General features: G+C 70.9%; 17 protein-coding genes and 1 pseudogene. 10 read left to right on the forward strand and 8 right to left on the reverse strand.

Features of this window, described 5'->3' with window-relative positions:
- Positions 1-219: 219 nt before the first annotated feature.
- On the reverse strand, positions 220-420 hold the full coding sequence (locus tag D471_RS0103245; RefSeq protein ID WP_017597295.1) for a hypothetical protein: 201 nt from the start codon (positions 418-420) through the stop codon (positions 220-222).
- 550 nt (positions 421-970) lie between these two features.
- Between D471_RS0103245 and D471_RS0103250 the strand changes: the two genes are divergently transcribed.
- Entirely contained in the window at positions 971-1,180 is a 210-nt protein-coding gene (locus D471_RS0103250; RefSeq protein WP_017597296.1) for a dodecin, read from the forward strand.
- A 123-nt stretch (positions 1,181-1,303) separates the two neighbouring features.
- Here D471_RS0103250 and D471_RS0103255 read toward each other — a convergent pair whose 3' ends face one another.
- Positions 1,304-2,092 (reverse strand): hypothetical protein, encoded by a 789-nt coding sequence (locus D471_RS0103255; protein WP_017597297.1) that lies wholly within the window; start codon positions 2,090-2,092, stop codon positions 1,304-1,306.
- A gap of 307 nt (positions 2,093-2,399) precedes the next feature.
- Positions 2,400-3,923, reverse strand: coding sequence for an LCP family protein (locus D471_RS0103260; protein ID WP_017597298.1), 1,524 nt, complete (start codon positions 3,921-3,923; stop codon positions 2,400-2,402).
- A 496-nt stretch (positions 3,924-4,419) separates the two neighbouring features.
- Between D471_RS0103260 and D471_RS0103265 the strand changes: the two genes are divergently transcribed.
- Positions 4,420-5,328, forward strand: coding sequence for an Lrp/AsnC family transcriptional regulator (locus D471_RS0103265; RefSeq protein ID WP_026127363.1), 909 nt, complete (start codon positions 4,420-4,422; stop codon positions 5,326-5,328).
- Positions 5,329-5,559: 231 nt separating this feature from the next.
- Positions 5,560-6,327 (forward strand): RraA family protein, encoded by a 768-nt coding sequence (locus D471_RS0103270; protein WP_017597300.1) that lies wholly within the window; start codon positions 5,560-5,562, stop codon positions 6,325-6,327.
- A gap of 65 nt (positions 6,328-6,392) precedes the next feature.
- Here D471_RS0103270 and D471_RS0103275 read toward each other — a convergent pair whose 3' ends face one another.
- Positions 6,393-7,094 (reverse strand): FadR/GntR family transcriptional regulator, encoded by a 702-nt coding sequence (locus tag D471_RS0103275; protein ID WP_017597301.1) that lies wholly within the window; start codon positions 7,092-7,094, stop codon positions 6,393-6,395.
- A 167-nt stretch (positions 7,095-7,261) separates the two neighbouring features.
- Here D471_RS0103275 and D471_RS0103280 point away from each other — a divergent pair, with 167 nt between their 5' ends.
- Entirely contained in the window at positions 7,262-8,545 is a 1,284-nt protein-coding gene (locus D471_RS0103280) for a CynX/NimT family MFS transporter (RefSeq protein WP_026127364.1), read from the forward strand.
- A 69-nt stretch (positions 8,546-8,614) separates the two neighbouring features.
- Complete coding sequence (locus D471_RS0103285; protein ID WP_017597303.1) at positions 8,615-9,484, forward strand: alpha/beta fold hydrolase; 870 nt, start codon at positions 8,615-8,617, stop codon at positions 9,482-9,484.
- On the opposite strand, the gene D471_RS0103290 is transcribed toward D471_RS0103285, so the two are convergent.
- Both D471_RS0103290 and aceA read right to left on the reverse strand, forming a co-directional pair.
- Positions 9,481-10,302, reverse strand: coding sequence for a CPBP family intramembrane glutamic endopeptidase (locus D471_RS0103290; protein WP_017597304.1), 822 nt, complete (start codon positions 10,300-10,302; stop codon positions 9,481-9,483). The two genes, D471_RS0103285 and D471_RS0103290, sit on opposite strands and share 4 nt — an antisense overlap.
- A gap of 173 nt (positions 10,303-10,475) precedes the next feature.
- Positions 10,476-11,775 (reverse strand): annotated as a pseudogene (aceA, locus tag D471_RS32815) (isocitrate lyase).
- Between the two features lie 220 nt (positions 11,776-11,995).
- Here aceA and D471_RS0103300 point away from each other — a divergent pair.
- The gene (locus tag D471_RS0103300) at positions 11,996-13,435 is read left to right on the forward strand and encodes an XRE family transcriptional regulator (RefSeq protein ID WP_017597305.1); all 1,440 of its coding nucleotides are present in this window, start codon (positions 11,996-11,998) and stop codon (positions 13,433-13,435) included.
- A gap of 117 nt (positions 13,436-13,552) precedes the next feature.
- On the opposite strand, the gene D471_RS0103305 is transcribed toward D471_RS0103300, so the two are convergent.
- Positions 13,553-13,909: an Imm51 family immunity protein gene (locus D471_RS0103305; protein WP_017597306.1), complete on the reverse strand. Its 357-nt coding sequence runs from the start codon at positions 13,907-13,909 to the stop codon at positions 13,553-13,555.
- 163 nt (positions 13,910-14,072) lie between these two features.
- Here D471_RS0103305 and D471_RS0103310 point away from each other — a divergent pair, with 163 nt between their 5' ends.
- The 4 genes from D471_RS0103310 (at position 14,073) to D471_RS0103325 (ending at position 17,057) form a co-directional block, all read left to right on the forward strand.
- Positions 14,073-15,302, forward strand: a complete 1,230-nt coding sequence (locus D471_RS0103310; protein ID WP_017597307.1) for an acyl-CoA dehydrogenase family protein — start codon at positions 14,073-14,075, stop codon at positions 15,300-15,302.
- Between the two features lie 464 nt (positions 15,303-15,766).
- Entirely contained in the window at positions 15,767-16,078 is a 312-nt protein-coding gene (locus D471_RS39980; protein WP_017597308.1) for a hypothetical protein, read from the forward strand.
- A 193-nt stretch (positions 16,079-16,271) separates the two neighbouring features.
- Complete coding sequence (locus D471_RS32825) at positions 16,272-16,628, forward strand: hypothetical protein (protein ID WP_017597309.1); 357 nt, start codon at positions 16,272-16,274, stop codon at positions 16,626-16,628.
- Positions 16,629-16,772: 144 nt separating this feature from the next.
- Complete coding sequence (locus tag D471_RS0103325) at positions 16,773-17,057, forward strand: hypothetical protein (protein WP_017597310.1); 285 nt, start codon at positions 16,773-16,775, stop codon at positions 17,055-17,057.
- A gap of 636 nt (positions 17,058-17,693) precedes the next feature.
- Here the strand turns inward: D471_RS0103325 and D471_RS39985 are convergent.
- Positions 17,694-18,292 (reverse strand): phosphatase PAP2 family protein (locus D471_RS39985; RefSeq protein WP_017597311.1); only part of this gene is annotated, 599 nt, incomplete at its 5' end.

The following is an 18,292-nucleotide window of genomic DNA, read 5'->3' on the forward strand; positions in this document are numbered from 1 at the left end:
CCGATGGACGCGCCCGGACGGCGATCGGCCTGCTCTACGTGGAGCTGGTCAGAAGGGTCGGCGGTGTCTCGGCGTGGCCCGCGCCCTGGCCGGAGCTGCTCACCCTCGCCGGGGAGATCGGAGACGACGCGGTACGGCACGAGGCCTGGCGGATCGCCGCCGCATGAGCTCCGGGTGGGGGCGTGGACGGCGTCCCCACCCGGTACCGGCCCGGGAGGGTCAGCGGTTCCGGTACTCGTCCATGGGAACGATCTCGCGCAGGAACCCCCGGATGTCGAGGAAGTTCGACAGGTACTCGCGGTGTTCGTCGCAGGCGGTCCACACCTTGCGGCGGTCGGGGGTGTGCAGCTTCGGGTTGTTCCACAGCAGCGCCCAGACGGCGTCCGCGTGGCAGTCACGGCGGGAGCAGCGCGGTTCCACGGCCGGATTACCCAATTCTGACCCCCAGCGGGATACGCGGCTCGCATGGTCAAGCCGTGGTCACGATCGGTCGTCGCCGCCCAAACCGGCGGAGGAAAGGGCGACGCCGGGTGGCTACGGGGGCAAACCACCCGGCGTCGCTCACGATGTTCCGACGGGGGCTCGAAACATCGCCGCGCGCTCCGACGGGGGACCGAAGCGCTAGAAACCAATGTACACCGACGCCCCCCGGGGTACGTCAAGAGTCAGTTACGACGTTGTCTCGGGGGAGTCCCGCCGGTCGAAGGTCTTAAGTCCCAGGTCAGGACCAATCTGACACTTGACCAGGATGTGGTCGATCCGTGCCCGGAACGGTGCCGTCGGGGGTCAATCCCGCACCAGGAAGGGGTGGGGGCCGTGCCCGGAAACGGTAAAGCCGCGCGCCCGGGTTCCTGATCGCCGTCGGTGGCACGGGGGAGCGGTCGGTGTGGCGAAAGGGGAACACGGGGAGGCAGGGACACGGGGGGTCGCGTTCGCGCGACCGGGCAACGGACAACGCAGGGGGTCGCTCATGTCCCACCACACGTATCGCGTCACGGAGATCGTCGGAACCTCGCCACAGGGGATCGACCAGGCCATCCGCAACGGCATCGACCGGGCCGCGGGCACGCTGCGGGGCCTTGACTGGTTCGAGGTCACCGAGATCCGCGGCCACATCGAGGACGGCGTGATCGCGCACTACCAGGTCGGCCTGAAGGTCGGGTTCCGCCTGGAGGACTGAGCGGGAACCCCGGCCGGGTCCCGGGCGGCGCGCCCGGGACCCGTCAGCGCGCGGGGACCGTTCCGGTGCGCCGCCGGGGGGCGTTCGGGAAACGGGCGGCCCCCGGCCCGCGCCCCGGCCCGTTCAGCCCGCGTCGGAGGGGTCGGCGCCGCGCTGGACGTCGACGTGCACGTGGTCCAGGTGGCGCAGGATCTCGTTGTCGGGGTCCGCCTCGTAGTCGCGCCAGCCCAGGGACGGGTAGAACGTGCTCCAGATCCGGTCGTCGAAGATGATCACGGCCACGCCGTAGTCGGGCGCGTGTGCGATCAGCCAGTGCGCCATGACCCATCCCGCGCGCCTGTTGTCCTCGCTGACCGGACGGTAGAAGACGTCGATCGCCCGGCCCTCGTAGTGCGCCGAGTCGTCGCCGTGCCCGGTGTCGTAGCCGCCCGGGAAGAACCCGCCCAGGCTCAGCCCGGCGAAGACCTCCTCCATGCCGTTCCTGAGGTGGTCCGCGCGCGCGGTGAGTCCGGACGACTCCAGCTCCTCCTGGACCTCCAGGCTCTGGTCGTTGGTGGACCGGCAGGTGAGCGACGGCCCGGGGTCCCCCGGTGGCCCCTCCTCCAACACGGCCAGCACCTGTGGGGGGATGTCACTGGTGTCGGGTGCCTCGACGGGGGCGTCGTCCCCCTGGACGGCGACCGCGGCGGCGGTGGTCGCGCGCCGTGCCTGGTCCCGGTCGAGGGAGAAGCGCTCCTCGCCCACCCACGCCGAGCACTCCGGTCCCCAGGGAGCCGAGACCCCCTGGCCGCCGGTGCGCTCCACCACCCAGCGCGCGGCCAGGACGATGACGGCCGTGAGGGCCACCAGGATCGCCACGGAGAGGATCAGCCCGTTCCAACGACCGGAGGACCAGCGCGACGCGTTCGCCATCTCCCCACCCTCCACACTCGTGCGCCGGGTCCGGAACCGGGCCCGGCGAAGGACACCGGTAGATCCTCAACCCCGAAGGGGCCGCGCGCATTTCCGCCGTTGCCGACTCATTCCGTCAACCGTGCGTTCCGATGAAGCTGACCGAGGGCGGACCGGCGCGTGTGACCAGTGCCGATCCATGGTCTCACCGGGCAGGGGGCGCGAACGCACGAGGCCCCGTCCGACCGGAAGCGGCCAGAGGGGGCCGTGAACCGTGTGTGGCGCGAAACGGGCCCGCGCGGTCGCCGCGCTCAGCCGCGGCCGGGCGTCACGGGCACAGGGCGTCCAGGTCGCTCGGGTCGGCTCCGACCTGGCGGCCGGGGTCGGCGGGGGAGGGCTCGGCCAGGCCGGTGTAGTCCTGCCACTCGGTCCGGTCGTCCTCGGGGGCGGTCCCCTCCTGGGCGGGGTCCTCGGTCGACGGAGAGGCCGAGGGGGACGGGTCGACGGGGAGCACGTCGTCCTCGGACTGCTCGCCGATGGCGCTCGCGACCAGGTCGCGTACGGCGTCCCAGTCCGGGTTGCCCGTGTTCACCTGGGGCGGGGAGAGCTGGAGGGTGCTCATCGACCCGGTGCTGGTGACCGTGTCGGCGAGCTCGATGAAGGCGGGGACCTTGGTCTGGGGGATGTCCGTGCTCAGCGTGCGCTCGGTCGCGCCCGCCAGCCGCCGGTAGCTGGTCAGGATGGTCCCCGGGTCGACCTGTTCGGCCACGTACTTGATCATGCAGCCCTGGCGGCCCATCCGGCCGTAGTCGTCGGACAGGACCCGGGAACGCCCGTACCAGAGCGCCTCGTGGCCGTCGAGACGCTGTAGGCCGGGCTCCAGCACCCCGCCGTGCACGCCGTAGGGGATCGGCTCCTCGATGAGGACCTCGATCCCTCCGACCGCGTCGATCAGGTCGCGAAAGCCCATCATGTCGACCATGGCGTAGTACTTGACGTCCAGGCCGATGTTGTAGCCGATGACGGTCTTGAGGGTGTCGGCGGAGGGGTCGGCCACGAGCGGGTTGACCGCCAGCTCCTCCGGCTCCTCGGCGACCGTCTGGTAGACCTCGTTGAGCAGGTCGTCGAAGCCGTACGGGGCGGGGTAGCGCTCGGCCAGGGCGGTGCCCGGCGGGAACTGGGCGTTCTCCAGGTTGCGGGGGAGGCCGACGAGCACCGTGTCACCGGTCTCGATGTCCACGCTGGCGACCATCATCGAGTCGGTCCGCGCGCCGTAGCGGTTCTCCGCGGAGTCGGCGCCGATGAGCAGGACGTTGATCCGTTCGGCGCCGTTCCAGGGATCGGCGGCGTCGTGCGGCTCGTCGTCGGGCTGGGGCGCGCCGAAGACCGAGGACAGCGTGCGCTGCGTCGTGTACCCGCCGTGCAGGGCCACGGCCGCGGGCAGGGCGACCGTCAGGCACAGGACGGTGACGACGACTCCGCTGAGCAGCCGCCGACCGAGCGGGGCCTCCTTGGGCCGGGTGATCACCCAGGAGTGCACGATGATCGACAGCCACAGCACCGTCACCACGAACACCGTGGCCATGGCGCCCACGAGCCACCTGTTCTGGACGGCCATACCGGCGAGGATGGCCGTGGTGCTGGTGTCGTGGGCTGAGATCCACACCCACCAGCCCACGAGCGCGACGATGCCGAGCAGGTACGTGCCCAGGATCGCCAGGCCCGCCCGACGGAGTCCCATGCGCAGGTGGGCCACTCCCGGCAGGGGCAGCGACGCGGCGGTCCACAACAGGGCCCGCCCCGTGCCCGGCCGCGCGGGTGCCTCTTCCCGCTGGTCTTCTTCGGCTGCCACCGGCGATTCCTCTCCAGCCGCGGGGCGGAGACCTCCGCCCCATGTGGTCGCGTCCGCCGCGGTCGCCGAGCGGAGGACGCGCTCGCGGCGTCCGGGGATCGGCCCGAACGCCTCCGTCAGTACACCTACGAGGGCGCGGCCCCGCTTCCCCGGGGGCGTGTTCGCGCCTTCGGACAGGTCACACGGGCCGTGCACGGGTGCGTGAGGACGGTGTCCTCCGCGCGGGCGTGCGACGCGCCCGTGAGTTCAGTGTGGCGCTTTGCCGGACTTGTGTGCACGGCGGTCGCCTCATTAGGGATGTTCTATACAAGTCTGTTATGTGACCGAGAGGTCGGCGGTGGGGGGTTGGGTGGTGCTTTCGGGCCGATCAAAGGGGTGAAACCGTCGATTTCTTTCTCGATCAGTAGTGAACCGGCGCGACAACTGCGATGATCTGGCCGCAGGAGGGGGCGTCGTCCGGGGGAAGGGCGACGTCATGGGAATGAAAGGCACCATCGTGCTCGATGCGGTTGACGCGGCGCTGATGCGCGCGTTGCAGGGGGACGGCAGAGCGACGTTCCAGGCGCTGGCCGACGGGGTCGGCCTGTCCCGGACGGCGGTGCGCGCCAGAGTGCGCCAGCTCGTGCACTCAGGCGCGATCAGGATCGTGGGTGTCCTCCACGCCGGCGTCGTCGGTATGGAGGTCCTCGGCCACGTCTCGTTCCGGGTGAACGGTCCCGTGGGTCCGTTGATGGAGGCCCTGGACGAGCGTGAGGCCGTGACCTTCGCCGCGCACTCGGCCGGGCGCTTCCCGGCCGTCGCGCAGGTGAGGGTGGCCGACGACGGGGCGCTCACCAAGGAGCTGGCGGAGTTGCGCGCGCTGCCGGGCGTGGACGGGGCGGAGGTCTTCCGGGCCAACGCCGTGTTCAAGGACGCCCACAGCAGCGTGCGGGAGCTCAGGGACGTGGAGCTGGACGCCCTGGACTGGCGGCTGGTGCGCCAGCTGCTCAGGGACGGTCGCGCCTCGTACGCGGATCTGGCCCGCCAGGTGGGTCTGTCGCAGGCGGCGGCCCGCTCCCGCGTGGTACGGCTGCTCAACTCGGGGGTGGTGCACGTCACCGCGATCGTGGAGCCGTCGGCCGTGGGGGCCAACGAACAGCTCGGCTTCGGCCTGCGGTGCCGGGGAGACGCCGAGGCCGTGGGCGCGGCCCTGGCCAACATGCCCGGTGTGTCCTTCCTGGCCAGCGGGTTCGGGCGCTACGACGTGGTGGGAACGCTCACCGCGCCCGACCGCCAGCAGTTGGTGGAGGCCCTGGAAGGGGTCCGGGTCGCGCCGGGGGTGGCCCACGCGGAGACGTGGGACCACCTGTCGGTGCGCAAGGAGCGCCGCGGGGGCGAGCGCCCGGCGGGGTGGGTCCCCGTCTGACCCCTGTGCCGAGGTCCGGCGCGCACGTCCTCGGGCCCGCGGTCCGGGGCGTGCGCGTTCGGCGCGGGCCCAAATGTAACCGCCGGTAACATTTTTACGTGTTTCCGGGGCGTATGTCTTGCGTCACGCTTAAGTTACCCGTGAGTATAGAGACGGGCCGGTGCGAGCCGGCCGCACCAGGCGCGGGGGGAGTGGGAGGCTGACGTGGCGCTTGCGAGGACGTTGACGGCGGTGGGCACGGCTGCTCTGGCCAGGAATGGAGGCCGCCCGTTCGGGACGCACCTGTTCTCGGTCTGGCCGGGGGCGGCGTTCGCCGCGACCGCCTTCCCGGTCCGCTGCGTCCCGGGGGACAACCTGGCCATCCACGTGGCCGTCGCCCAGGCCCCGACCGGCTCCGCCCTGGTCGTGGACGTGGCGGGCGAGCCCGAGTACGGGTATGTGGACGAGATCATCGCGGTGGCCGCGCGCACGCGCGGCGTCGTGGGCATCGTCCTCGACGGCTGCGTGCGCGACATCGCCGCCATCGCCCACAGCGAGCTGCCGGTCTTCGGGGCCGGGGTCGCCGTGCGCGAGGCCGGACACGACGCCGGAGGGGCTGTCGGTCAGCAGATCAGCATGTCGGCCGCCGGCGGCCCGGGGCCCCTGCCCGTCCGCCGCGGTGACTGGATCGTCGCCGACGACGACGGGGTGGTGTGCCTGCCGCGCGGCCAGGTCAGCGCGATCATCGCCGACACCGTGAGCGGTATCACCCGCGACCGTGCCATCGTCGACGCCGTGCACGCGGGGGAGAGCACGCTGGACCTGCTCGGCCTGGACCCCTCGCGGGTCTCGGGTTGGGAGGGCGCGGCCGACCGCGACTCCGTGCGGGGCGCCGGACGCGCGCGCTCCCGTGCCGCCCGTCTCGACCAGGCCGCGCGTGGCGCTGACGGCCGTTCGGCGCTCCGGCCGGGCGTCGTGGCGTCCCGACGGGTCGCGGGCGACGTCTACGGCGGCGACTGACGGCCGCGGAGCGCACACGCGACCCGGGTGAGGGCCCGGGGTCCGCCGGATGGGCGGACCCCGTCTCACTCCTCGGCGAGGGAGAGCAGTTCGTCGATGTAGCAGGTCGCCTCACGGGCCGCCGCGGTCGCGTCGGCCGCCCGGACCGCCTCGACCAACTTGGAGTGGTCGATGCCCTCGGCCGCCGTGGAGGGCTGCCCGCCGGCCTCCTCGTTCTGCTCGTAGGCGGTGTGCGCGATGCTCGCGTAGACCACCTGCGCGATGTCGTCGTACAGATCGATGAGCAGGGTGTTGTGCGTGGCGTTGACCACCGCCCGGTGCAGGGTGAAGTCCGCCTCCACGAACGCGCTCATGTCACGGGCCCGCCAGGCCTCCTCGCGAAGGTCCATGGCACGGTCGATGTCGGCCATGTCCTCGTCGCTGTGCCGCAGCGCGGCCAGGCGAGCGGCCTCGACCTCCAGCGCGCGGCGGACCTCCAGGTTCTCGCGCAGCCGTGAGCGCTCCAGACGGCGGCGCAGGGCCCCGCCCAGTTCGCTGGAGGCGCGGACGAAGGTCCCGGCGCCCTGGCGGATCTCCAACAGGCCCGCGTGGGCGAGGGCGCGGACGGCCTCGCGGACGGTGTTGCGGCCGACCTCGAGCTGATCGGAGAGTTCGGACTCGGTGGGGATGCGGTCGCCGACGCCCCATTCCCCCGAGTCGATCTGGGCTCGTAACTGACTGATGACCTGGTCCACGAGGCCGGTCCGGCGTGTCGAGGCGAGGGGCACGCTGTTTCCTCCTAGGGGCGGGTCGCCGGATGACAGGGCGAGTGCGCGTGTTCGGATCGGTTAGGCGGGAGCTTAGACCAGTCGGGGCGCGGAATCGTCGGTGAACGGCAATGCGTTATCCTCATGAAGTACATTGGGTCATCCTATGAATTTGTGAGGCACTTCGCATGGGCGCCGCGCCAGCTCCACTGAAGACGCCGACGAGCGGTCACCCGGCACGGGAGACCGCTCCTTCGCGTTCCCGGTGGGCGGTCCCCCTGCTGGTGGCGGCCGGTATCGGACTGGCCGCCCTCAACCTGCGCACCGCGATCACCAGCGTGGGCCCCGTGCTCGACGAGGTGACCGCGGGCCTGGGCATGACCGCGGTGGGCGCGGGTGTCCTGACCACGCTTCCCGTCCTGTGCTTCGCCCTGTTCGGCGGTCTCACCCCGACCCTGGCCCGTCGCCTGGGCGACCACCACCTCCTGGTGTACGCGCTGGTGGCGCTCGTGATCGGCCTCGTCGGGCGCGCCGCGGCACCCGCCCCCTGGCTCTTCCTCGCACTGAGCGTCGTCGCACTGGCCGGTGGCGCGATCGGAAATGTCATCCTGCCCGCCCTCGTCAAGTACCACTTCCCCCACCGGGTCGGTCTGATGACGACGGTCTACACCACCGCGCTCGCCGCGGGGACCGCCCTCGCCGCCGCCGCGACCGTTCCGCTGGAGCAGGCCACGGGGGACTGGCGGATCGCCCTCGGCTCCTTCGCCGTGTTCGGGGTCGTGGCCGTCCTGCCTTGGCTGCTCGTCCTGCGGCACGGCCAGCGCGGCGGCCGCAAGGGGCGCGTGCTGGGCGTGCGCGAGGTCCTGGGCACCGCCATCGGCTGGCAGAGCGTGCTGTACTTCGGGACGCAGTCCTCGGTGGCCTACATCATGTTCGGCTGGTACGCGCAGATGCTGCGCGACCAGGGGATGGACGCCCAGACCGCCGGGCTGGCCCTGTCCTACCTGGCCACACTCGGCGTCCCGATGTCGCTGATCCTGCCGACCCTGCTGACCCGTGTGCGCGACCAGCGCCCGTTCGTCGGCGTGTTCGCCGTCGCCTACCTCATCGGGATCGGCGGCATGTGGATCGCCCCGATGTCCGGTGTGTGGGTCTGGACGACCTTCATCGGCGTGGGCATGGGCAGCTTCGTCTACGCCCTGACCGTCTTCGCTCTGCGCACCCGCACGGGTGAGGGCACCGCCGCGATGTCGGCGTCCAGCCAGAGCCTGGGCTACCTCATGGCGGGGGCCGGGCCGTTCCTGTTCGGTCTGCTGCACGAGTTGTCCGGCGACTGGCGCGCGCCGCTGGCCCTGGTGCTGGGCCTGGTCGCGGTCAACGTGGCCGTCGGGTTCCTGCTGGGGCGTCCCCGCTATCTGGAGGACGCCATCGCCGAGCGGGACCGTCACCGGTCGGTCGGGACCGCGGCCTAGCCGGTCCGGCCACGCGCACGCCGCGAAAATAACCTGACAATCCAGACAAAGTCCAACAAAATTACCTACATGGACACCTACGTCACCGCTCCCGAGCGACTCGGAGAGACCGTGCTGACCGACGGCCGCACACTGGCCTGGGCCGAGTGGGGGCCGCGGGACGGCGTCCCCGTCCTGCTCGTCCCCGGGGCCGCCACGAGCCGGCTGCTGGGGATCGGCGCCGGCGCGGCCGAGGCGCTCGGCGTCCGCCTGGTCTGCGTCGACCGCCCGGGGCTGGGCGCGTCCTCGCCCGCGCCGGGGCGCACCTTCGCGGACTTCGCCGACGACGTCGCCGACCTCGCACGGCGCCGCGGACTGGGGCGTGTGCCGGTCGTCGGCAACTCCCAGGGCGCGCCGTTCGCGCTGGCCTGCACGATCGCGGGCGCCACGGGACCGGCCGCCCTGGTCTCGGCGGCCGATGAGGTGGCCCACCCCGCCTTCGCCGACGTCCTCCCCGACGACCTGCGTTCCCTGGTCGAACGCGTCGCCGCCGACCCGCGGGGCGCGGAGGAGCTCTTCCGCGGACTCGGACCCGAGGCGATGTGGTCGATGGTCGCGGGCGGCGCCCCGGAGAGCGACCTGGCCGTCTACCGTTCCCCCGCGTTCGAGGCGGCCTACCTGGCCGCGCTGGGGGAGGGGTTCGCCCGGGGCGGGGACGGATACGCCCGCGACACCGTGTTGGCGATGGGGCGGTGGCCCTTCGACCTCGCGGCCGTGACCGCGCCGGTCGACCTCTGGTACGGCGCCCAGGACACGGTCCACTCACCCGACAACGGCGCCACACTCGCCTCCCGTATCCCGGGCGCCGAGCGGCACGTGGTCCCCGGAGTCGGCGGAGCGGTGCTGTGGACGCACGCCGAGCGGATCCTGTCCGTCCTGTTGGAACGGGCGGCGTCCTAGACGGGGAGCCAGTCCAGGCGACCGATGAGGTACACCGACCCGACGAAGGCGACGACGTCGATGAGCGTGTGCGCGACCACCAGCGGCATCACCCGCCCGTAGCGGTGGTAGAACCAGCCGAAGACCGCGCCCATCACCAGGTTGCCGAAGAACATCCCGACGCCCTGGTACAGGTGGTAGAAGGCGCGCAGGACCGAGCTGAGCAGGATCGCGCGCCAGGGTGACCAGCCCAGCTGGCCCAGCCGGTGCAACAGGTACCCGACCACGATCACCTCCTCCAGCACGCCGTTCTTGGCCGCCTGGAGCACCAGGACCAGGGTGTCCCACCAGTTGCCGTCCAGGGTGCTCGGGTCGATCGTGACCGTCAGGCCGAGCCGCCAGGACACCACGTACACCGCCAGTCCGCCGGTTCCGATCAGGGCGGCGAGCACGGCGCCGCGCCCCAGGTCGGAGCCGGGGCGGCGCACGTCGAAACCCACGGTGCGGGCGCCCTCCCCGGTGCGGTGCAGCAGGTGCACGACCAGCAGGACGGGTGCGAGCGCGATCACCACCGCGTACAGCTGCCAGGTCAGATCCAGCCAGGGACGCTGGTCGGCGCGGGGGCGCACCAGGGTCGCGGTCTGCTCGGCCAGGGACTCCGGCGCGGTCAGCGCGCCGACGAAGTGGATGGTCGCCGACACCGCCGCCGCGCCGAGGGAGAGCGCCAGGACGGTCGCGATCTCCCAGCGCAGCAGGCGCGGAGAGGGGAGCACGGCGTCCGCGGCCGTGGTGGTCTCGCTTGGGGCCGGTACGGCCTCGTCACGGGTCTCGTCAGTCACGTCTCGACTCTAGGAAACGCGCGACGGTGGCCGGGCACGGGAACACGAAGGGCCGTTGGCCATGCGCGTGTGACACGGACCGCGCATGGCCAACGGCCAGGGGGGACGGTCGTCCCGCCCCGCCCCAGCCACGAAAGCGGGGAGGGACGACCGTCGGGGAACGAAGACCAGCGTCAGTGAGCCGCTGAGAACTGGTCTTCCTCGGTGGAGCCGGTGAGAGCCGTGGTGCTGGCCTCGGGGGAGATGGTCGTGCTGATCGCGTCGAAGTAGCCGGTGCCGACCTCGCGCTGGTGGCGGGGGGGGGGGNTAGCCCTGGGCCTCGGCCGCGAACTCGGCCTCCTGGAGCTCGACGTAGGAGGTCATGCCGTTCTGGGCGTAGCCCTTGGCCAGGTTGAACATCGAGTAGTTCAGCGAGTGGAAGCCGGCCAGGGTGATGAACTGGAACTTGTAGCCCATGTGGCCCAGCTCGCGCTGGAACTTCGCGATGGTCGCGTCGTCCAGGTGGCGCTTCCAGTTGAAGGACGGGGAGCAGTTGTAGGCGAGCATCTGGTCCGGGTACTCGGCCTTGATGCGCTCGGCGAACTGGCGGGCGACCTCCAGGTCGGGGGTCGCGGTCTCCATCCACAGCAGGTCGGAGTGCGGGGCGTAGGCCAGACCGCGGGCCACGCAGGCCTCGACGCCGTTGCGGAAGCGGTAGAAGCCCTCGGCGGTGCGCTCGCCCGTGATGAAGGGCTGGTCGCGCTCGTCGATGTCGCTGGTGATCAGGGTCGCGGCCTGGGCGTCGGTCCGGGCGATGACCAGGCTCGGGACGCCGGCGACGTCCGCGGCGAGGCGGGCGGAGTTCAGCGTCTTGACGTGCTGGCTGGTCGGGATGAGGACCTTGCCGCCCAGGTGGCCGCACTTCTTCTCGGAGGCCAGCTGGTCCTCCCAGTGGACACCCGACGCACCGGAGGCGATCATGCCCTTCATCAGCTCGTAGGCGTTGAGGACGCCACCGAAACCGGCCTCGGCGTCGGCGACGATCGGCGCGAGCCACTCGGGGGCGCTGTCGTCACCCTCGGCCCAGGTGATCTGGTCGGCGCGCAGGAGCGCGTTGTTGATGCGACGGACCACGGCCGGGACGGAGTTGGCCGGGTAGAGGCTCTGGTCCGGGTAGGTGCTGCCGGAGAGGTTGGCGTCGGCCGCGACCTGCCAGCCGGAGAGGTAGATGGCCTTCAGACCGGCGCGGACCTGCTGGACGGCCTGGTTACCGGTGAGGGCGCCGAGGCTGTTGACGTAGTCCTCGGTGTGCAGCAGGTCCCAGAGGCGCTCGGCGCCGCGGCGGGCCAGGGTGTGCTCCTCCTGGACGGAGCCGCGGAGCTTGACCACGTCGTCGGCGGAGTAGGTGCGCTCGATACCGGCCCACCGGGGGTTGGTCTCCCAGTCGCGCTGGAGTTCGGCGCTGGCTTCCTGTCGTCGAGCGCTGGTGCCCATGTTCGATCCCGCCTTACGTGTAGTCCCCAAGGTGTTCGCACCGGTCGAGGGAGGCTCGTCCAGGGCCGCCGGGGGTGAGCCCTGGGCGGTAAGTTCCCCGCCGGTAACTATGATTCTTGAGCAAGATCCACAGGTTTTCCACTCGAAACCGTGCGAAGAAGCTTGATTCTTTCCGTACTATGAACGCATGGCGTACTTTGGTGCTGAAGAAATACCGTCTTTGACAGGTGACCTGGATCTCGTCACGTTCGGCCAGCGGCTCCGTCATCTTCGCCGCGCGCGCGGGCTGACCCTCTCTGACCTGGGAGAGCGTGTTGGTCGGGCGCCCTCCCAGCTGTCCCTGCTGGAGAACGGCAAACGCGAGCCCAAGCTCTCCCTCCTCACGTCCCTGGCCTCCGCCCTCAACGTCTCGGTCGAGGAACTTCTGTCCAAGCAGCCGCCGAGCCGCCGCGCGCAACTGGAGATCGCGGTCGAGGAGGCCCAGCGCGACTCCCTCTACCAGCAGCTCAACCTCCCCCATCTGAAGGTCGGCAAGCGGGTCCCCAACGACGTGCTCGAACACATCGTGGGTCTGTACGACGAACTCAAACGGCGCAGCGCCAAGCCGACCGCCACCCCCGAGGAGGCGCGCCGGGCCAACGCCGACCTGCGGCGCCAGATGCGCGAGCGCGGCAACTACTTCGAGAACATCGAGAAGGCGGCGGCCGAGACACTGGCCGCCGTCAACTACAGCGCGGGCGCCCTCTCCCAGGGACAGATCCTCGCGATCGCCACCCACCACGGCTTCACCCTCCGGTACGTGCAGGACCTGCCCCGCTCGGTGCGCTCCCTGACCGACCACGTCAACCGGCGCATCTACCTCAAGCGCGAGACCTCGCTGGGCATGCACAGCCCTCGGACGATCCTCCTCCAGACCCTGGGCCACGTGATCCTGGGGCACGGGCAGCCGCGCGACTTCGGCGACTTCCTGCGCCAGCGGGTGGAGGCCAACTACTTCGCGGCCGCCGTCCTCATCCCCGAGTCCACCGCCGTCACCTACCTCCAGGAGGCCAAGCAGGCCCGCGACCTGTCGGTGGAGGACCTGCGCGACGTCTACTCCGTCTCCTACGAGATGGCCGCGCACCGGTTCACCAACCTCGCCCACCGGCACCTGGACCTGGTCTGCCACTTCATCCGCAACGACGAGACCGGCATCATCTACAAGGCCTACGAGAACGACGGCCTGGTCTTTCCCACCGACGACACCGGGGCGATCGAGGGCCAGCGCATGTGCCGTCAGTGGTCGGGGCGACAGGTCTTCGCCTCACCGGACCGCTACTCGATCTACTACCAGTACACCGACAAGCCCAACGGGACGCACTGGTGCGTGGCGCACGTCGACCCCAGCCGGGAGCGCAACTTCGCGATCACCCTCGGCGTGCCCTACAAGGAGTCGCGCTGGTTCCGCGGCCGCGAGACCACCAACCGCACCCAGTCCAACTGCCCGACGGGGGAGTGCTGCGTGCGGCCGCCCGCCGACCTGACCGCCCGCTGGGAGGGCAACGTGTGGCCGTCGGCGCGCGCCCACTCCCACGTGCTGTCCGCCCTTCCCTCGGGGACCTTCCCGGGCGTGGACGAGCACGACGTCTACACCTTCCTGGAGAAGCACAGCGGAGACTGACGGACCGCTGACGACGGGCGGGGCCGGTGCGCGGGGGGACGCGCGCCGGCCCCGCCCGCGTGTGCGGCCCCGGTCGGGCCCGCCGCCGGGCGCCCCGTCGCGGGGGCTTCGTCCATGTCAGTCGAACCAGGACGGATCGCCCGCCGCGATGAACTCCGCGAGCACCTTCGGGTCATGGAACGCCTCGTGCAGGAGGGCGCCCAGCCGGAGGAGGGCCTCCTCGTCGGTGCCGTGGGCCACGAACATCCCCGCCTCCGGGTCGTGGCCCAGGCGGCCCTCCAGCTCCGGCGCGCGCACGCGTACGGCCGCCCGCGCCACGCCCGCCCACGCGTAGCCGCCCGCGTCGTAGCCGTGTTCCTCGAAGGTGTCGCGCACGTCCACCATGGCCGTGTCGGTGAGCATGAGGCAGTACGTGCCCGGCCGATGGTCGTACTCGAAGAACCGCAGCGGCGCCAGGCTCGTGTGATCGGTCATGGTCCGAACCTAGGGCGGGGCTCCGACACTCCGTCGTTCTCCCCTCCGCCCGCGTGCACGGGCGGAGGGGTGGCGATTGTGCCGGCCCAGCCTCCCTGTTACCGTTGGTAACACCTAACGGCCGACCCTCCCCCCGGGAGGGACCACAGAAGGATGTAAGCGCATGAGTGAGGCCACCGCGCCCGCCTTCAGCCTGGAACTGAGCGAAGACGTTCGCGACGTCCGGGACTGGGCACACGGGTTCGCCGCCGACGTCATCCGCCCCGCCGCCGCCGAGTGGGACGAGCGGGAGGAGACGCCCTGGCCGATCATCCAGGAGGCCGCCAAGATCGGCCTGTACTCCCTCGACTTCTTCGCGAACCAGTGGCTGGAACCGAGCGGACTGGGCGTCCCGGTCGCCTTCGAGGAGCTGTACTGGGGCGACCCCGGCATCGCCCTGGCCATCACCGGCACCGGTCTGGCCGCGGTGTCCGTGGCCGCCAACGGCACACAGGATCAGCTCCTGGAGTGGACGCCGCAGATGTTCGGCACGGCCGACGACGTCAAGCTCGCCGCCTTCTGCTCCTCCGAGCCCGACGCGGGCAGCGACGTGTCGGCGATCCGCACCCGGGCCGTCTACGACCAGGCCAAGGACGAGTGGGTGCTCAACGGGACCAAGACGTGGGCCACCAACGGCGGTATCGCCGACGTCCACGTGGTCGTCGCCTCGGTGGAGCCCGAGTTCGGCTCCCGGGGGCAGGCGACGTTCATCGTGCCGCCGGGCACGCCGGGCCTGAGCCAGGGACAGAAGTTCGCCAAGCACGGCATCCGCGCCTCGCACACCGCCGAGGTCGTGCTGGACGACGTGCGGATCCCGGGGTCGTGCCTGCTGGGAGGTAAGGAGAAGCTCGACGAGCGCATCGCGCGCGCCCGTGAGGGCAGGCGCTCCAAGGGCCAGGCCGCGATGAAGACCTTCGAGGCCTCGCGCCCGACCGTCGGGGCGATGGCGGTCGGCTGCGCCCGGGCCGCCTACGAGTACGCGCTGGAGTACTCGACACAGCGCGAGCAGTTCGGGCGGCCGATCGGCGACAACCAGGGCGTGGCCTTCACCCTCGCCGAGATGGCCACCCGCATCGACGCCGCGCGCCTGCTGGTCTGGCGGGCGGCGTGGATGGCGCGCAACGGCAAGGACTTCGACCACGCGCAGGGCTCCATGAGCAAGCTCTACGCCAGTGAGACGGCCACGTTCGTCACCCAGAACGCCGTGCGCATCCTCGGCGGCAACGGGTACACGCGCGACTACCCCGTGGAGCGGTGGCACCGTGACGCCACGATCTTCACCATCTTCGAGGGGGCGAGCGAGATCCAGAAGCTCATCATCGGTCGGACCATCACCGGACTGCCGATCCGCTGAGGCCACGCCGCCAGAACCCCCGGGGAACGGTCCTCCGGGGGTTCTCGCGCGTTCTCACCCGCTGGAGCCGGATCCGCTCACCGTGGTTCCAGGCGGGCGGTCGCTTGGTGAATCAATGAGGATTCATCGGGTTTTCCGTTTCCGGTTCGGCGTGGCTTTCCGATTTTTTTGCCGTTCGTTCGGCGCGCCCTTCGTGGCGTCTGTTCGTATCGTTTCTTGATTCGATGGATCCCCATGTGGAATGGCAATTGAGACAATACTGTCGGTAGCGTAACAGATGCGTTGCGTTACCCTTGGAAGTGCGGTGAGGTGGAAGTTGCCATCAGAAGGCGCTGTCCGCGCAGAACGGATACCCGTGCGCTATGGGGTGCACGGAAGACCGCCTGCGGCCAATAGGCGGTCGGGATCGGCGCGGACGGACTCGGTGCGGATGCTCCGCACCGTTGCTGAAAGGGGTAATCCAGATGAAGAAGACCTTCGCTCGAGTTCTCGTCACTGGTTTCGTCGTTCCGGCCATGGCCCTCACCGCTCCGTCCATCGCGTTGGCCGACTACGACTACGGCCACAAGCCCTCGAAGAAGAACGAGCTCTCGATCAAGGACAACGTGCTGAAGCACAAGAACATCGAGGTCAAGAACAAGCTCGAGAGCACCAACGTCAACGTCAACGACCTCACCAACGTGCAGGGGCAGCAGCAGGAGCAGGAGCAGGAGCAGGAACAGGAGCAGGAGCAGGAACAGGAGCAGGAGCAGACCGGGGTCGAGCTCGGGCTCTAGCCCTGACACGGACATCCGCCAGGGGTTTCCGCCACCGGCGCGACCGGGTCCGTGACGTCCACGGGCGACGGTCACCTGGTCATCAAGGGGGCCCGCTCGAGTATCGGGTCGGGTCCCTCCCTCGTCCGGCTCCAGATTCCACCACGACGGGGACGGGTCCTGAGGCCGCCCCGTCGTCGAAGGGGGAAACCAGATGAAGAAGGTCATCACCCGTGTGCTCGTCGCTGGGCTCGCCGCCCCGGCGCTGGCCCTCGGCCCAGCGGCGATCGCCATGGCCGACGTCGCCGGCGCCCACGACGACGCGGCGGGACACGGTACGGGCGACTTCTGTGCCGCGTCGAGCCCTGGTTACGGGCGCGACCACTCCGACTGCGGCAACGGCGGAGGCCGCCCGTACCCGGACACCCGGCCCGTCATCAACGTCCACGTCCACAACCATCTGGACGTGGACAACACGAACGCCAACGACCTCGACAACACGCAGGTGGAGGCGCAGGATCAGACGCAGGACGCCGGGCACGAGGTCACGGCGGAGCAGGTCAGGGGGTAGGTGCCGAGGAAGTTCCCAGAAACACAGGACACGGCGAGTCCGGAGGAGGGCGCCGACCCGACCACCCGAGGTCGGGGTCGGCGCCCTCCCTCTTGCTCCCTGGAGCCCGCCCGAGACCCGGTAACGTGGTCCGGAGGCCCCCACGTGATGTTCCTGTACGTCTATCTCGCCGTCGGCGCCGTGACGGCGCTGCTCTTCCACCTCGAGGCTGAACGCGCACTGGGTCTGGACCCTGACCCCGAGTGCGTGCCGTGCCGCGACAACCGCGCGTTCTTCCGTCGGATCGTCGGTGACCTGCCCGTCGTGACCCCCGCGGCCTGGGGGTTGTCCCTCCTGGTCGCAGCCGTGGTCTGGCCCCTGTCCGTGTTCATCGTGGTCGCCCCGGCCAGCCATCGGCCGTTCTGTCCGTTGCGCGGGAGGGGCCGCTGACGGCCGCGGGAGGCGGCACGGGATCGGCGCCGTCTTCCCGGTTCGGAGCTCCGGCGGGCCTGGTGGGGCCACGAACACCGAAGGCCCCGGCCGGTCCACGGTCCGGGCCTTGTGCATATCCTGGTGCGCTGCGGCGGAGAGCGGGGAGCCGGGGTCCTGGTGGTTGTCCCTCGCCGCGTTTTCCCATTCCGGTCGAAGGTCAAGGACATCCCTCGCCGCGCGTTGTCGTTCGTCGCGATTCCGACGAGCGCGCCACCGATGGGACGAGTTGTTGGTGAACGGCGGCTCCCTTGAGAATTCAGGGTGAGTCGCCGCTGTCCCCGTCCCCGCTGTGGGCGTCTGGTGCCGGATGAGGAACCCGGACCGGATGGGATCCGTCCCGTGTGTTCTCAGAGCGACGATGTACTCCGGCCCGCCGGCCGACCGTAGGCACCGGGGCGGACGAGGTCTCCCTTTTTCCAGAACCAACGCGGCTGTCGGGGTTTCGGCGCCCGCCCCGTACCGCCGACATCTCGGCCGGTCCCCGGAGACGGACGAGACGCCGCTCCACGGACCCCGGTGACACGACCGCGGCGGTCATCGCCGTGCGTACCGGGGCCGCACGTCCACGTGACCGACGCTCTCCGGGGCCGAGGCTCAGCGCAGGAGGAGGAACGCGGCCATGGCCGCGGCGCCCAACAGGGCTCCGACCCCCACCTGCCCGGGCGTGTGCGCACGCAGCCGCACCCTGGACCAGCCGACCAGGAGCGCGAGCGGCCAGGCCACCAGCGCCCCCGCCCATCCGCCCAGGGCGGTGGCCGTGCTCGCTCCGACCGCGGCCGCCAACGCGTGCACCGACACCTTCCAGGACCACCGGTCCGTGACCACCCACACGACCGCGAGCACGGCCCCCATGGTCACCCCCAGCGTGACCAGGTCGGTCGGTCCGCCGAGCGCCAGGACCAGGACGGTTCCGGCCCCCACGGACACCGCGCCCACGACCAGGGGCCACCTACGGCGCGCCCGGTCCGCGACGTGGTGGTCCTCCCACCGTCCGGCGCGTACACCACCGAGCACGAAGCCCATGGGGATCACCGCCGAGAACAGGACGCAGACCGCCGACCACACGACCGCCTGACCGGCCGTGTCCGTGGAGTCCCAGGCGACGGCCGCGACGACCGCCGTGACGATGATCGCGGGCGCCAGCGCCTCGGAGACGATCCGGGCGGCCGTGTCGACCCACCGGCGGGGGGCGG

The sequence above is a fragment of the Nocardiopsis lucentensis DSM 44048 genome, assembly GCF_000341125.1.
Lineage (GTDB): Bacteria > Actinomycetota > Actinomycetes > Streptosporangiales > Streptosporangiaceae > Nocardiopsis > Nocardiopsis lucentensis.